The sequence below is a fragment of the Deltaproteobacteria bacterium genome, assembly GCA_009930495.1.
Lineage (GTDB): Bacteria > Desulfobacterota > Desulfovibrionia > Desulfovibrionales > Desulfomicrobiaceae > Desulfomicrobium.
Map to the genome: position 1 here is coordinate 1 of RZYB01000053.1, position 15,205 is coordinate 15,205.

Below are 15,205 nucleotides of genomic sequence, written 5' to 3' on the forward strand. Positions count from 1 at the left end.
AAGGGGAGGGGCTTGCGGATGGCCTTGAGGGCCAGCCCGTCGTAGCCGACCAGGATCAGATAATTGAGGATCATGAGCCCAAGGGACGCAGCCAGGCAGGGTCGGGGAATCCGGGCCAGGCTGGTCTGAATGTCCGCCAGGGAATAGTGGCTGATTTCGCGGATCAAAAGCCAGATCGCCCCGCAGGTCAGGGCGAGAACGAGCAGCGTGCCCAGTGGGCGCCAGGATGTCTTCATGGATGGGCGGGTTGTTGTTGCGGACCGGATCCACCGGGAGTCGGTCCGATCCGGGGCTCTACATGAGCATCCGTTTTGAGGCAACGCGCGACGACTTGTGTGACAAAAGGCGTTCCTAGATGGAAAACCATCGCAAGCCTGGGGCCCCAGGCAAGAGTCCCTGGCGGGTGCAGCACTCCGCGAACAGGGCGAGCGCGGCCCGCTCCCGTGCATCCAGGCCATAGTCCATGGCCCGCCAATAACGGAGCAGGTCCGGCTGGGTCAGCCAATCCGGCCGGTGGGGCAGCAGGGACAAACGGTCGAACTCCTGGTCCAAGGTGGCGGTGATGGCGGCGATGTGGCCCCGCAGACGGTCCACGAGTTGTCTGGACTCCGGAGCGAGGTGGCGGCGGACGATCCAGACGGCGAAGACAAAGGGCAGATCGGTCCAGCTTCGCCATTCGCGGGCCAGGTCGATGACGTGCATCCCTTGGGGAGGATGGACGAAGTGGCGCAGGGCCAGATTGCCGATTTCCAGAAAGGGGCGCCCCGTGGCCAATCCCGCTCCGGGCGGAACCTCTTTCCATTCGGGCGCGGGCAGACTCCATTTCTGGGACCAGAGCACCTTGAGCAGGGCCGTGGACGTGGCCGAGGCACCGGTCACGCAGACCGGACCGGGATTGGCGGCCAGCCACGCGGGCAGTTCGTCGATATCCACCGGAGACAGGAAAAGGACGCTTTGCACTTCCTCGTGGGCGCAGATGGACGCACCCGGTAGCAGCGAATAGTGTTCGGCCCGGGCCAGATATTCGAAGGCCGAGGACGGGGAAATGTCCAGGGTCCCGTCGGCCAGGGCGGCGTTGAGGTCGCTGGGGTGGCCGGGAATGTAGTGGAACGCCGGCCCCTCGGGACAGAATGATTCCAGCAGGTGAAAAACATGCCAGATATTGAGATAGTCGATACGGCCGATGTGTAGGGTCATGGTCAAAAAAAAAGGCGAGGCCGTGGCCCCGCCCGGTTGTCGCTGTGGGGTGGGCTAGCTCAGCTGAGCCAGCAGGGTGTCCTTGATGTCGTTGATGGCGCCCTCGCCGTCCAGCTCAATGTACTTGAAGCCGGCGTCCTTGGCCATGTTCTTGTAATAATAGGATGCGGCCAGGGTGCCCGTGGTGGTGTCGTAGTAGATGTCGTGACGCTTGTCGATGGCGGCTTCGTCCTGGTCATCGGCGCGGGCGGACAGTTCGCCGCCGCAGACACGGCATTTGTCGCCGTTGGGCTTGATGGCGTCGATGAAGATATTGTTGGGGTGGTTGTTGTCGTTCTTGCACAAACGGCGGCCCATGATGCGGTTCTTGGCCACCTGGCGGGGCAGGAGGATTTCAATGACAAAGTCCAGTTTGACGCCGTCGGCCTGCAGGGCCTCCCACAGCTTCTGGGCCTGCACGATGGAGCGGGGGAAGCCGTCCAGCAACCAGCCGTTGGGACTGGCGTTCTTGAGCACGTCCAGAACCATGGGGATGGTGATGTCGTCGGGGACCAGCTCGCCGCGATCGATGTATTCCTTGGCCTTCTTGCCCAATTCGGTGCCGCCGCCAATGTGCTTGCGGAAGATGGCCCCGGATTCGATGTGATCCAGGTTATACTTCTGCTTCACCAGGGAACCCTGAGTCCCCTTGCCGCTGCCATTGGGTCCGAAAATCAAAATATTCAAGGCGAGAACCTCCTGTAAAAAATTTCACAAACTACTAGCGGCACCATTTCACCCTGTCAATCAGAGATGCGGACAAGGGATGGTGTCCTCGAAAACCGGGGGCTTTGGGGAAATTGCTTCTTGACGCCTATTTCGGATTCTGCGTAACAAAAAATAGTGTCGTGCGTCGGTCGCGCGACGTCCCGACCGGCTTCATCGAGGAAGCCGTTTTTTATGTCCAAAGGAGAGACAAATCCCATGCAGAAAAATGACCTCATTAGAAATATCGCCATCATCGCCCACGTCGACCATGGCAAGACCACCCTGGTCGACGCCATGTTCCGCCAGTCCGGAGTGTTCCGCGACAATCAGGCCATGGACGACCGCGTCATGGATTCCATGGATCTGGAGCGCGAGCGGGGCATCACCATCGCCGCGAAAAATTGTTCGGTGCGTTGGAAGGACGTGAAGATCAACATCGTGGACACCCCTGGCCACGCCGATTTTGGCGGCGAGGTGGAGCGGGCCCTGTCCATGGTCGATGGCGCGGTGCTGCTGGTGGACTCCTCCGAGGGACCGCTGCCCCAGACCCGCTTCGTGCTCAAGAAGGCCCTGGACGCGGGCCTGCCCATCCTGGTTGTGGTCAACAAGATCGACCGCGCCGACGCACGGCCCCAGGAAGTGCTGGACGAGGTCTATGACCTGTTCATTGATCTGGGGGCCGACGAGGAGCAGCTGGAATTCCCGGTCCTGTACGCCATCGGTCGCGACGGCGTGGCCTCGCCCAGTCTGGACGAGCGCGGGGAAAACCTGAGCTGCCTGTTCGATCTCATTCTGGAACGCATCCCCGGCCCGTCCTTCGACCCGGCGGCGTCGTTCCAGATGCTCGTATCGGATTTGGGCTATTCCGATTATCTGGGTCGTCTTTTGATCGGCAAGGTCAAGGCCGGTCGCCTGGCCGAGAAGACCGATCTGTTGTGCATGGGCGAAAACGAGACGCAAACCGTTTTTCGCCCGTCCAAGGTCCAGGCCTACGAAGGCCTGCAGCTCAAGGACCAGCAGAGCGTGGACATGGGCGACATCGTCGTCGTTGCCGGCCTGGAAAACGCCAATATCGGTGACACCATCTGCCTCAAGGAGTCCCCGGTCCGCCTGCCGCGCATCACCGTGGACGAGCCCACCGTGTCCATGCGTTTCACCATCAATACCTCGCCCTTCGCCGGCCGCGAGGGCAAGATCGTGCAATCGCGCAAGATCAAGGACCGTTTGTTCAAGGAAGCCCTGACCAATGTCGCCATCCAGGTCGAGGAGAGCGAGGATCGGGATTCCATGATCGTCAAGGGCCGGGGCGAGTTTCAGCTGGCCATCATTATCGAGACCATGCGCCGCGAGGGTTTTGAACTGGGGGTGGGCCGTCCCGAGGTCATCTGCAAGCAAAAGGACGGCAAGCTTCTGGAACCGTTGGAACATGTCTATGTGGACTGCGACGAGGCCTTCATGGGCGTGGTCACGGAAAAATTGTCTGTCCGGCGCGGCAAGCTCCTCAATCTGGTCAACAACGGCAGCGGCCGGGTGCGCATGGAGTTTTCCGTGCCCTCGCGCGCCCTTATCGGCTATCGCGACGAGTTCCTGACCGACACCAAGGGCACGGGCATCATGAATTCGTTGTTTGACGGCTACGGCGAATATCGTGGCGATTTTCCGAGTCGCTTTTCCGGCTCCCTGGTTTGCGATCGGGCCGGTCAGGCCGTGCCGTACGCCATTTTCAATCTGGAGCCGCGCGGTCGCATGTTCGTCCGCCCCGGTGACGCCGTCTACGAGGGCATGATCATCGGTGAACACAACCGGGACAATGACATCGACATCAACCCGACCAAGGAAAAAAAGCTGACCAACTTGCGTGCCTCGGGCAAGGACGAGTCCATCATCCTCACCCCGGTGCTGCCCATGACCCTGGAGAAGGCCCTGAACTTCATCCGCGACGACGAGATGGTCGAGGTCACGCCCCAGAACATCCGGTTGCGCAAGGTCGAGCTTTCCGCCCAGAAGCGCCACTCCATGGTTGCCCGCAAGAAAAAGGTCGAAGGAAAGTGACCATGTCCAGGAAGACGTATGACGTCATCATCGTTGGCGGCGGCCCGGCCGGGTTGTTCGCGGCCTATCATCTGACCGAGCACGCCGCCTTGGATGTGCTGGTCATCGAGAAGGGTCGGTCTCCCAAGGCCCGCAACTGCCCGCTGGTGGGCGAGCAGGACTGTATTCATTGCAAGCCCTGCAACATCCTCTCGGGCATGGGCGGAGCCGGGCTGTTTTCCGATGGCAAGCTCAACTTCATCCACAAGTTGGGCAAGACCGATCTGACCCAGTTCATGAGCGCCGGTCGGGCCATGAAGTTGATCGATGAAACCGAGGCCATTTTCAACCGCTTCGGCATGGACGGCAAGGTTTACCCGACCAACATTGAGGAGGCGCGGTCCATCCGCAAGGAAGCACGGAAATTCGGCATCGATCTGCTCGTCATCAAGCAGAAGCATCTGGGCAGCGACAACCTGCCCGGACACATCACCGGCATGGTCGAGTACATCGAGTCCAAGGGCGTGACCGTGGCCACCAACGAGGAGGTCCAGGACGTTCTGGTGGAGAACGGCGAGATCCAGGGCGTGGTGTCGGCCAAGGGCAAGTATTACGCCAAAAATGTCATCCTGGCTCCGGGACGGGTGGGCGCGGAATGGGTCGGGCATCTTGTCCAGCGCCACGGTCTGGCCGTGACCCAGCGCGGTATCGAGGTCGGGGTGCGGGTCGAGGTGCATAACGAGATCATGCAGGATCTATGCGCCATTATCTATGACCCGACCTTCTTTATCCGCACATCCAAGTACGACGATCTGACCCGGACTTTTTGCACCAACTACGGCGGTTTCATCGCCCAGGAAAACTACCAGGACTTCGTGTGCGTCAACGGCCACGCCTACATGGACAAAAAAAGCGAGAACACCAACTTCGCCTTTTTGTCCAAGGTGGTCTTGAACGATCCGGTCACCGACAATCAGGCTTACGGCGAGTCCATCGGCCGCTTGGCGACCCTTATCGGCGGGGGCAAGCCCATTTTGCAGCGTTTTGGGGATCTGAAGCGGGGTCGCCGGTCCACCTGGAACCGTATCCGCAACAGCTATATCGAGCCGACGCTTAAAAAAGTGGTTTGCGGCGACATTGCCATGGCCCTGCCCGAACGCATTCTGGCCAATCTGGTGGAAGGCCTGGAAAAGCTCAATCTGGTGGTGCCGGGCGTGGCCAACGATGAAACCCTGCTCTATGCGCCGGAAATCAAGTTTTTCGCCACCCAGGTCGAATGTGGCGAGAATTTGGAAACGGCCATCCGGGGTCTCTATGTCGCCGGCGACGGGCCGGGAGTGGCCGGGAATATCGTTTCGGCCGCGGCCACGGGGCTCATTCCAGCCAAGGATATTCTGGCCAAGAGGTAACGGACGGTCGCGTGGGCTCTGGCAACGCCTTGTCCCGGTTGGGGCAGGGCGTTTTTATTTCGGGGAATCCAGGATGAGCTGTTCGGCCTGTTCCGGGGTCACGGGTCGGGACAGGTAAAAGCCCTGGGCGCATTCGCAGCCCAGATCCTTGAGGATCGTGTATTGGGAACTGGTCTCGATGCCTTCGGCGATCACCGACAGGCCCAGGCTGTGGGCCAGGTTGATGATGGTGCGCACGATGACCCGGTTGGCGTGTTGGTCCAGGTCCGAGACAAAGCTGCGGTCGATTTTGAGAGTGTCGATGGGGAAGCGTTGCAGATAGCTCATGGACGAATACCCGGTGCCAAAGTCATCGACCAGGATGGCCAGGCCCAGTTCCTTCATGCGCCGCAGTTTTTGGACCGTGCTTTCGGGGTTGGTCATGACGTCGCTTTCCGTGATTTCCAGCTTGAGTCGGGCCGGATTGATGGCGTGCCGCTGGATGCTCTCGACCAGGCTGGGAACCAGGTCCGGGCTGGAAAACTGCCGCGCGGACAGGTTCACGGAAATGCTCAGTCCGTGCTCGGGAAAACGCATGGCCCAATCATTCAGGGTCTGGCAGGAGCGGTTCAGTATCCATTGCCCCAAGGGCAGGATGAGGCCGGTTTCCTCGGCCAGGGGGATGAATTCTCCAGGGGCGATCCAGGCCCCGTCCCTGGTCCTCCAGCGGATCAGGGCCTCGAAACCGGTCAGAACGGGATTGGTGTCCATGAAATAAATGGGTTGCAGGGCCAGGGAGAATTCATTGTCCTCGATGGCGTGGCGCAGCCGGGTTTCCATGTCCAGCTTCTTGATGGCCTTGTCCTGCATTTCCGGGGAATAGAAGCGGAGCTGGTCGAGCCCTTGTTCCTGGGCGTTGCGCAGGGCGATGTTGGCCCCTTGCAGATAGCTTTCGGGCGAGGGGTAGTCGGTGGGGCCAAAAACAGCGCCGAGGCTGGCGCTGATGTGCACGTTGTGGTCCTCGATGGTCAGGGTGCGGTTGAGCGCGTCCTTGAGCCGGGCCGCCTCGGTCATGCCAGCATCCTTGGTGGGGAGTTCTTCCAGGAGAATGACGAATTCGTCGTCCCCAAGACGCCCCACGGTGTCGATGGACGAAACCCCATCGCTCAGGATTCTGGCCACGGCATTGAGCAGGTGATCGCCGACGAGATGGCCGAGGGTGTCGTTGATGTCCTTGAAGCGGTCGATATCGACCAGAATGACCGCGAACAGATAATCCTCCCGGACCTGGGCGCGTTCCATGGCCTGCTTGATGCGGTCCAGGCACAGGGCCCGGTTGGGCAGATTGGTCAGGGAATCGTGGAAGGTGCGGTGCTGGAGGCGTTGCTCGGCGTCCTTGCGTCCGGTGATGTCCTCGAAGATGGCGGCCACCTGCCCTGGCTGGGGGCTGAAGGCGACCACGGAAAAGTGCTTGTCCAGGAAGTCGACGTGGGTGTCGAAGCGGACGGATTCGCGGCTCAGACCCGTGCGGCCGAGCATGTCGATCCAGAATGTTTCGGCGCGGCCGGAGATTTGGCGCAGGGTGCGGCCGATGATGTCGTGGGCCGGCAAATCGAAAAAGCTGGCAAAGGCCGGGTTGACATCCAGAAATTTGAGATCGCTGGGCCGGCCGGCCTCGTTGACGACGACTTCATGCAGGGCAAAGCCGTTGAGCATGGAGTTGAAAAGCAGCCGGTACTGCTGTTCGCTTTTTTGCAAGGCCTGCTGGGTGGTGTGTTTGTAGAGCGCGATCTCGATGGCCACGTGCAGGTCGCGGGTCTTGGCCGGCTTGATGATGTAGCCGAAGGCCTCGGTGATCTTGGCCCGGTTCAGGGTTTCCTCGTCGTCGTGGCCGGTCAGGAAAATAATGGGGATTTGCGTGGTTTTAAGGATGTTTTGGGCGGCTTCGATGCCGTCCATGGGGCCGTCCAGAAATATGTCCATGAGGATCAGCGCGGGAGGCTGCCGCAAGGCCGTGGCCACGGCCTTTTCGCCAGAGGGGACAATGTCCTGGACGCGATACCCGAGTTTTTGGAGCCGCTGCTGCATGTCGAAGGCAACGATGACGTTGTCCTCGACCAGGAGGATGGAAGGTTGGGCGGGGGAGTTCAGCGGTGAAATCATTGCACGATCCTTGTCAGCATGGACGATGTTATCGTCCGGACCTATGCCTTGTCCTCAATGGGGAGACAAGTAATTTTTGGAGTATTGGCGAGATCCGTCGCCTCGCGGATGGTCCGCGTCCGTGGTCGCGGGTGCCCCCGGAGCTGGCGTGGATATTGACAATAGGGTTCTTTTCGGAATATCCGTTTCGCCGTTCAAATGATTAGTTCGCTCAGCGAAACGGTTGATTCGCGGGCGGAGCACCGTCTTCAATGGCCGACATTTTCACGCGGGCACGGCATGGCAGGAAAGGACAATACTTCTGAAACATTGGCCAAGGGCCTGTGGATCCTCGATATTTTCGGCGATGACGACGTCGGCTTCACCTTGTCCCAAATTTCCCGCCGGACCAGCATCAACAAAACCTCCGTTTATCGCTACGTCAATACCTTTTGCGACCTGGGCTTTTTGAAGCGCGACGACCGTACCGGGCTGTATCGCCTGGGGGTGCGCATGCTGGCCTTGGCCCATGCCATGCTCGAAAAGAGCGAGCTGGAGCGGGCCGTCAAAATTCAGGTCGACACCGCCCACGAGCGCCACGGCGTGCATGTCGATGTCGGCCTGCTGTCCGGCGATTCCCTGTACCTCATCTATCGCCGTGAATCCCAGGACACCAAGGCCTTCCGATCGTTCAGCTACGGGTCCGACCCTTATTACCTAGCCGCGGGCAAGGCCGCCCTGGCCTTCATGGACCACGCGGAACTGGAGGCCCTGGTCGGGCGCCTGGACCTGACCCCCAAGACGGAGCGGACCATTGTTTCCCGGCAAGCGCTGTTGGATGATTTGCGTGAAGCCGCCGATCGGGGATATGCCCGGAATCGCGAGGAGTTCGTGCCTGGCCTGATCGCCATTGGCGCTCCGCTGTTCAGTCTGCGCACGGGCAAGGTGGTGGGTGGAGTCAGCTTTGATTCGTCCACGGATCGCCATTCCATGGAGGAATTCGAGGCACTTTTCGCCGGCTCCCTGGTGGAATTGGCCAAGAAAATTTCAGCGGTGGTTTCCTGGTAATGCCGGGGAAAGGCACCGCGCGACCGAACGCGGTTTTGGATCGGGAAAAAGCCGGCTGTGCCGGCTTTTCATACAAGGCTTCGGGATGGGCCCGCGGCCGACACGGCAGCCGGGGATGCGCCTTGGCGTCATCACCGGATCAATGTTCATCGAGGAGGAGTTTTTGATGAAACGATGTGTAGTCCTGTGCATGGTTCTGGCCATGGTTTGCGGGTTTGCCGGCATGTCCCTGGCGGCCGACGACACCGTCCGCATCGGCGTGTTCCTGCCCTTGACCGGTCAGAACGCCTTTGGTGGCCAGCTGGAATTGGAAGGCGTGCAGATGGCCCACAAGGAAATGGGCGAGATCCTGGGCAAGAAGGTCGAGTTGTTCGTGGTGGACAACAAGTCCGACAAGGTCGAGGCGGCCAACGCGGTCAAGCGCCTGATCGAAAAGGAAAAAGTCCAGGCCATCATCGGCACCTACGGCTCCTCCCTGGCCATGGCCGGCGGCGAGGTGGCTGAAAAGGCCGGCGTGCCCCAGGTTGGCACCAGCTGCACCAACCCCCTGGTCACCCAGGGCAAGAAGTACATCTTCCGCGTGTGCTTCATCGATCCCTTCCAGGGCGCTGGCGCGGCCACCTATGCCTTCCGGGATCTGGGTCTGAAAAAGGCCGCCTTGTTGATCGACGTCGCCAATGACTATTCCGTTGGCCTGGCCAGCTTCTTCAAGAGATCCTTCGCCAAGATGGGCGGCGAAGTGGTGGCCACCCTGAATTATCAGTCCGGCGACCAGGATTTCACGGCCCAGCTGCAGGAAATCATCAGCAAGAAGCCCGACGTCATGTTCATTCCCTCCTACTTCGCCGAAGGCGCCATCATCATGAAGCAGGCCAAGGAATTGGGCGCGACCTTCAAGATCATGGGCGGCGATGCCATGGACAACCCGGAAATCACCGCCATCGGCGGCAACGCCGTGGAAGGCTTCATGCACACCACCTTCCCCTATGATCCGTCCATGCCCGACATGAACCCCGTGGCCGCCAAGTTCACCGCCGAATGGGGAAAGACCAACCCGGACAAGGACCCCAACGTCAACGCCGCCCTGGGCTATGACGCGTACATGATCATCATGGACGCCATCACGCGCGCCGGCAAGGCCGACGCCCAGTCCATCGCCGACGCCCTGGCCGCCACCAAGGGTTTCGTTGGCGTGACCGGAACCACGACCATCAACGACACTCATGACGCGGAAAAGCCCGTTGGCTTGGTCATGATCAAGGACGGCAAGAAGACCTACGTCGGCAGCATCACGCCCGAACTCTAATTCCGTATCACGTCCATCAACGCGAGGGCGGCGGGCCATCCCGCCGCCCGCTTCGGACAAGGATTTCTCATGAACCTGGCGACTTTCATCCAGCATTTTCTGAATAGTCTGACCCTGGGCAGCCTCTACGCGCTCATCGCCATTGGCTATACCATGGTCTACGGCATTCTGCGCCTGATCAATTTCGCGCACAGCGAGATTTTCATGCTCGGAGCCTATTTTGTCTTCTGGGGCATTACCCTTTTTCATCTGCCCTGGGGCGTGGCCATGATCGCGTCCATCGTCGTGGTGGCCGGCATCGGCGTGCTGGTGGACCGGATCGCCTACCGCCCCCTGCGCGACGCGCCCCGTATTTCGGCCCTGATCAGCGCCATCGGCGTGTCCTTTTTTCTGCAGAACGTGGCCATCGTGTTTTTCCAGGCCATCCCCCGGGAGGTCTACCGGCCCGAATGGCTGGAGAATCCCATGCTCTGGGGTGACGTGCGCGTCCTGCCCCTGACCCTGTTCGTGCCGGTGCTGTCCCTTTTTCTGATGCTGGGTCTGGTCTACATCGTGTACCACACCAAGGCGGGGCTGGGCATGCGGGCCATCAGCAAGGACATCGAAACCAGCTACCTCATGGGCGTGTCCGTGAACAAGGTCATTGCCCTGACCTTTGGCATTGGTTCGGCCCTGGCCGCGGCCAGCGGCATCATGTGGGCCCTTCGGTATCCGCAGCTGCAGCCCATCATGGGGGCCATTCCGGGCTTCAAGGCGTTCATCGCGGCCGTGTTCGGCGGCATCGGCTCCATCCAGGGCGCGGTTATCGGCGGTCTGGCCCTGGGCTTCATCGAAATCATGACCGTGGCATTTTTTCCGGATCTGGCGGGATACCGCGACGCGTTCGCGTTCATCCTGCTCATCGCCATTTTGCTGGTCAAGCCGACCGGGCTGCTGGGTGTCAAGACGGAGGATAAGGTTTAATGAAAGGCTCCATTTTTTTGAACGTTGCCCTCGTGGCCTGTTTGGGGGTGTTCCTGTGGTGGGCCGAGGGATCACTGGATGGATACAAGATCCAGATTCTGAATCTCATCGCCGTGAACATCATCCTGGCCTTGTCCTTGAACCTCATTTACGGGTTCACCGGTATGTTCAGCCTGGGGCACGCCGGATTCATGGCCATCGGCGCCTATGTCTGCTCCATCCTGATCATGACCCCGGACCAGAAGTCCATGCTGTTCATCCTGGAGGAGGCCTATCCCTGGGTTCAGAATTCCCACGCCCCCTTTTTGGTGGCGGTCGTCGCTGGCGGTTTGGTGGCGGCCCTGTTCGGTCTGGTCATCGGCGCGCCGCTGCTGCGTCTTGGGGATGATTATCTGGGCATTGCCACCATGGGTTTCGCCGAGATCGTCCGGGTCATCGCCAACAACATTCCCCGCGTCACCAACGGGGCCCTTGGTTTCAAGGGCATCCCGGACCATGCCAACCTGTGGTGGAATTTTGGCTGGTGTCTGCTCACCCTGTATTTCGTCATCCGTATCCTGGGCAGCAACACCGGTAATGTTTTCAAGGCCATTCGTGATGACGAGACCGCGGCCAAGGCCATGGGCATCGATGTTTTCCGGATCAAGCTGCTGTCTTTTTCCATCGGCGCCTTTTTCGCCGGAGTGGGTGGGGCGCTCTTGGCCAGCCTGCTGACGACCATCGATCCCAAGATGTTCCTGTTCACCCTGACCTTCAACGTGCTCATGATCGTGGTCACCGGCGGGCTGGGCTCCATCACCGGCTCCATCCTGGCCGGAGCGGGGATCACCGTGCTGTTGGAGTGGCTGCGTTTCGTGGAAAACCCCATCACCATCGGCGACTGGACCCTGGATGGCATTCCGGGCATGCGCATGGTGGTTTTTTCCCTGGTGTTGATCCTGGTCATCCTGTTTCGGCGCGAGGGCATCATGGGCATGCGCGAGATCACCTGGGACGGTCTGGCCAGATTCGTGAAGCGGGGGAGGGCATGAGCATGATATTGGAAACCAAGGGCCTGACCATGCGCTTTGGCGGCCTGACCGCGGTATCGGAATTTTGCGCGAACATTCCCCAGGGCAGCATCACCGGGCTCATCGGCCCCAACGGCGCGGGCAAGACGACCTGTTTCAACATGATCACCGGCTTTTACCGCCCCACCGAGGGCCGGGTTTTTTTTGAAGGCCAGGAGCTGACCGGCAAATCGCCGCATCAGGTCTGCCGGGCCGGTATCGCCCGCACCTTCCAGAACATCCGCCTGTTCGGCAACGAAACGGCTTTGGAAAATGTCATGATCGGCGCTTTCGTGCGCCAGAAGACGGGCTGGATTCAGTCGGTGCTCATGACGCCCATGTCCATGCGCGAGGAACGCAAGATCCGCGAACGCTCCCTGGAACTTTTGGATGTGGTCGGTCTGGCCGGCATCGCCCAGGAAAAGGCCGCCAGCCTGCCCTACGGGGCCCAGCGTCGCCTGGAAATCGCCCGGGCCCTGGCCACCCGGCCCCGTTTTTTGTTGCTGGACGAGCCGGCCGCCGGCATGAATCCACAGGAATCCCTGGAACTGATGGCGTTCATCCGCACCATCCGCTCCCGTTTCGATCTGACCATCCTGCTCATCGAACACGACATGAAGGTGGTCATGGGCGTGTGCGAACACATGTGGGTTCTCGACTATGGCGTGACCATCGCCGAGGGCGGCCCGCAATCCATTCAGTCCAACCCCAAGGTCATCGAGGCCTACCTGGGTGAGGAGTACGTCCAACATGCTTAAAATCCAAGATCTGCACGTCTATTACGGTGGCATCCACGCCTTGAAGGGCATTTCCCTGGAAGCGCCCAGGGGCCGGGTGGTGACCCTGATCGGCGCCAATGGCGCCGGCAAGAGCAGCACGCTGCGGGCCATTTCCGGCCTGATCAAGAACAAGAAGGGGACCATCACCTACAAGGATCGGGACATCACCACGCTCGATCCGGTGGAAATCGTCAAGGCCGGTATCGTCATGTCGCCCGAGGGACGGCGTATTTTTCCGCATCTTTCCGTGACGGAAAATTTATATTTGGGCGCCTACAGCCGTTCGGACAAGGACGGGATCGAGCGGGACAAGGAGTGGGCTTTCGATCTTTTTCCGCGTTTGCGCGAGCGCCAGAATCAAAAGGGCGGCACCCTGTCCGGTGGCGAGCAGCAGATGCTGGCCGTGGCCAGGGCGCTCATGAGTTCGCCCGACGTGGTCATGCTCGACGAGCCGTCCCTGGGATTGGCGCCGCTTCTGGTCAACGATGTCTTCAAGATCATCAAGCTCATCAACGAGGAACAGGGCAAGACGGTCCTGCTCGTGGAGCAGAACGCTTTCGCCGCCCTCAAGGTCGCGCATTACGCCTATGTTCTGGAAACCGGGTCCATTGTCCTTCAGGGCACGGGCGAGGAGCTCTTGAATGACAAGCGGGTCATCGAGGCCTATCTCGGCGGTTGATCCGTTATCCGGATTCACGGCACATCGCGCGAAGGGCGGGTCCATCCGGGCCCGCCCTTCGCGCGTTCATGCCGTGGCTTTGCGTTCCCGTCGACGGGCGTGGAGAATGGGTTCGGTGTAGCCGTTTTGTTGGTCGCGGCCCTTGAAGATCAGATCGCGGGCCGCCTGGAAGGCGATGCTTCGGTCAAAATCCGGGGCCATGGGGCGGTAGAGGGGATCGTTCTGGTTCTGGCGATCGACCACGGCCGCCATCCGCTCCAATGTGGCCTGAACCTGTTCCCGGGAGCACAGGCCGTGGTGCAGCCAGTTGGCGATGTACTGACTGGAAATGCGCAGGGTGGCCCGGTCTTCCATGAGGCCGATGTCGTGGATGTCCGGCACCTTGGAGCAGCCGATGCCCTGGTCCACCCAGCGCACGACATAGCCGAGGATGCCCTGGCAGTTGTTGTCCAGTTCACGCTGGATGTCCTCGGCCGGGAGCTTGCGTTCCAGAAGCGGAATGGTCAGCAGGGCGTTCAGGTTGGCGCGGCGCTGTCCGGTCAGTTCGGCCTGACGGGCGAAGACGTCCACCTCGTGGTAGTGCATGGCGTGCAGGGTCGCGGCCGTGGGCGAGGGCACCCAGGCGCAGTTGGCTCCGGCCTTGGGGTGGGCGCCCTTGGTTTCGACCATTTGCCGCATGCGGTCGGGCATGGCCCACATGCCCTTGCCGATTTGGGCCCGGCCCGAAAAGCCGTGGGCCAGACCCGTGTCCACGTTCCAGTCTTCGTAGGCACCGATCCAGCGGGCGTTTTTCATGTCCGCCTTGGGCACCATGGGTCCGGCTTCCATGCTGGTGTGGATTTCGTCGCCCGTGCGGTCCAGAAAGCCGGTATTGATGAAGATGACCCGGTCCCTCGCCTGGCGGATGCATTCGGACAGATTGACCGTGGTCCGCCGTTCCTCGTCCATGATGCCGATTTTGAGGGTGCGCGGCGGCAGACCCAGGGCGGTCTCGACCGCCGCGAACAAATCCCTGGCGAAGGCGACTTCTTCCGGGCCGTGCATCTTGGGCTTGACGATGTACACGCCACCGGTCTGGCTGTTGCGGAATTGGCCCAGGCCCTTGATGTCGTGATGGGCAATCAGTCCGGTGACCATGGCGTCGAGGATGCCCTCGGGAATTTCTCCGCCGTCCAGCAGCACCGCGTCCGTGGTCATGAGATGTCCGACATTGCGCGCCAGCAGCAGGCTGCGTCCCGACAGGGTCAGGGAACCGCCGTTGGGCGCGGTGTAGGTCCGATCCGGAGCGAGGCCGCGCTGGACCGTGGTTCCGTTCTTGACAAAGGAGGTTTGCAGGTCGCCGCGCATCAGGCCGAGCCAGTTGGCGTAGGCCAGGGTTTTGTCCTCGCCGTCCACGGCCGCGATGGAATCCTCGAAATCCACGATGGTCGTGATGGCCGCTTCCAGAACCACGTCCTTGATGCCGGCCGGATGCGCCGCGCCGATGGGGTGGTCGCGGTCGATGCGCAGTTCGACATGCAGGCCATTGTTGACGAAAAGGACCGTTCCTGGCGCGAAGCCGGCAAAGGCGGCCTGGTTCCGGAGCGTGGTCGAACCCGCTGGCGTGACGATTTCCAGACGCCAGCCCGCGTGGTGTCGGAGCACCCGGTATTCGGTCACGGCGGCGTGGCTGCCTTGGGCCAGGGGCAGGACGCGGTCCAGGAACGCGGCCGCGTATTCCATGACCCTTGCTCCGCGCGCCGGGTTGTAGCCGCCCGCGCGGGTGGCGCCGTTGTCCTCGGGCAGGACGTCGGACCCGTACAGGGCGTCGTAGAGGCTGCCCCAGCGGGCATTGGCCGCGTTCAGGGCGTAGCGGG

The 15,205-nt window shown here is 61.0% G+C and carries 13 protein-coding genes; 8 read left to right on the forward strand and 5 right to left on the reverse strand.

Annotated elements, in window-relative coordinates; translation table 11 throughout:
• The 3 genes from EOL86_06525 to EOL86_06535 all read right to left on the reverse strand — a co-directional run.
• The coding region (locus tag EOL86_06525; GenBank protein ID NCD25229.1) for a lysylphosphatidylglycerol synthetase family protein at positions 1–236 on the reverse strand (236 nt) is incomplete at its 3' end.
• 115 nt (positions 237–351) lie between these two features.
• Positions 352–1,197, reverse strand: a complete 846-nt coding sequence (locus tag EOL86_06530; protein ID NCD25230.1) for a solute-binding protein — start codon at positions 1,195–1,197, stop codon at positions 352–354.
• A gap of 54 nt (positions 1,198–1,251) precedes the next feature.
• Positions 1,252–1,923 (reverse strand): adenylate kinase, encoded by a 672-nt coding sequence (locus EOL86_06535; GenBank protein ID NCD25231.1) that lies wholly within the window; start codon positions 1,921–1,923, stop codon positions 1,252–1,254.
• A gap of 237 nt (positions 1,924–2,160) precedes the next feature.
• Between EOL86_06535 and typA the strand changes: the two genes are divergently transcribed.
• Together typA and EOL86_06545 are read left to right on the forward strand one after the other, a co-directional pair.
• Positions 2,161–3,996 (forward strand): translational GTPase TypA, encoded by a 1,836-nt coding sequence (gene typA, locus EOL86_06540; GenBank protein NCD25232.1) that lies wholly within the window; start codon positions 2,161–2,163, stop codon positions 3,994–3,996.
• Between the two features lie 2 nt (positions 3,997–3,998).
• On the forward strand, positions 3,999–5,384 hold the full coding sequence (locus tag EOL86_06545) for an FAD-dependent oxidoreductase (protein ID NCD25233.1): 1,386 nt from the start codon (positions 3,999–4,001) through the stop codon (positions 5,382–5,384).
• A gap of 54 nt (positions 5,385–5,438) precedes the next feature.
• On the opposite strand, the gene EOL86_06550 is transcribed toward EOL86_06545, so the two are convergent.
• Complete coding sequence (locus tag EOL86_06550) at positions 5,439–7,526, reverse strand: EAL domain-containing protein (GenBank protein ID NCD25234.1); 2,088 nt, start codon at positions 7,524–7,526, stop codon at positions 5,439–5,441.
• A 279-nt stretch (positions 7,527–7,805) separates the two neighbouring features.
• Between EOL86_06550 and EOL86_06555 the strand changes: the two genes are divergently transcribed.
• From EOL86_06555 to EOL86_06580, 6 genes are all read left to right on the forward strand, one after another.
• The gene (locus EOL86_06555; GenBank protein NCD25235.1) at positions 7,806–8,573 is read left to right on the forward strand and encodes an IclR family transcriptional regulator; all 768 of its coding nucleotides are present in this window, start codon (positions 7,806–7,808) and stop codon (positions 8,571–8,573) included.
• Positions 8,574–8,739: 166 nt separating this feature from the next.
• Complete coding sequence (locus EOL86_06560) at positions 8,740–9,879, forward strand: ABC transporter substrate-binding protein (GenBank protein NCD25236.1); 1,140 nt, start codon at positions 8,740–8,742, stop codon at positions 9,877–9,879.
• A 69-nt stretch (positions 9,880–9,948) separates the two neighbouring features.
• Positions 9,949–10,842: a branched-chain amino acid ABC transporter permease gene (locus EOL86_06565; GenBank protein NCD25237.1), complete on the forward strand. Its 894-nt coding sequence runs from the start codon at positions 9,949–9,951 to the stop codon at positions 10,840–10,842.
• Positions 10,842–11,873, forward strand: a complete 1,032-nt coding sequence (locus EOL86_06570; protein NCD25238.1) for a branched-chain amino acid ABC transporter permease — start codon at positions 10,842–10,844, stop codon at positions 11,871–11,873. Before EOL86_06565 ends, EOL86_06570 begins: the two co-directional genes overlap by 1 nt.
• Complete coding sequence (locus EOL86_06575) at positions 11,870–12,649, forward strand: ABC transporter ATP-binding protein (GenBank protein ID NCD25239.1); 780 nt, start codon at positions 11,870–11,872, stop codon at positions 12,647–12,649. The genes EOL86_06570 and EOL86_06575 overlap by 4 nt, the downstream gene beginning before the upstream one ends.
• Positions 12,642–13,349, forward strand: coding sequence for an ABC transporter ATP-binding protein (locus EOL86_06580; GenBank protein ID NCD25240.1), 708 nt, complete (start codon positions 12,642–12,644; stop codon positions 13,347–13,349). Before EOL86_06575 ends, EOL86_06580 begins: the two co-directional genes overlap by 8 nt.
• A gap of 66 nt (positions 13,350–13,415) precedes the next feature.
• Here EOL86_06580 and EOL86_06585 read toward each other — a convergent pair.
• Positions 13,416–15,205: malate synthase G (locus tag EOL86_06585; GenBank protein NCD25241.1), on the reverse strand; the 1,790-nt coding region annotated here is incomplete at its 5' end.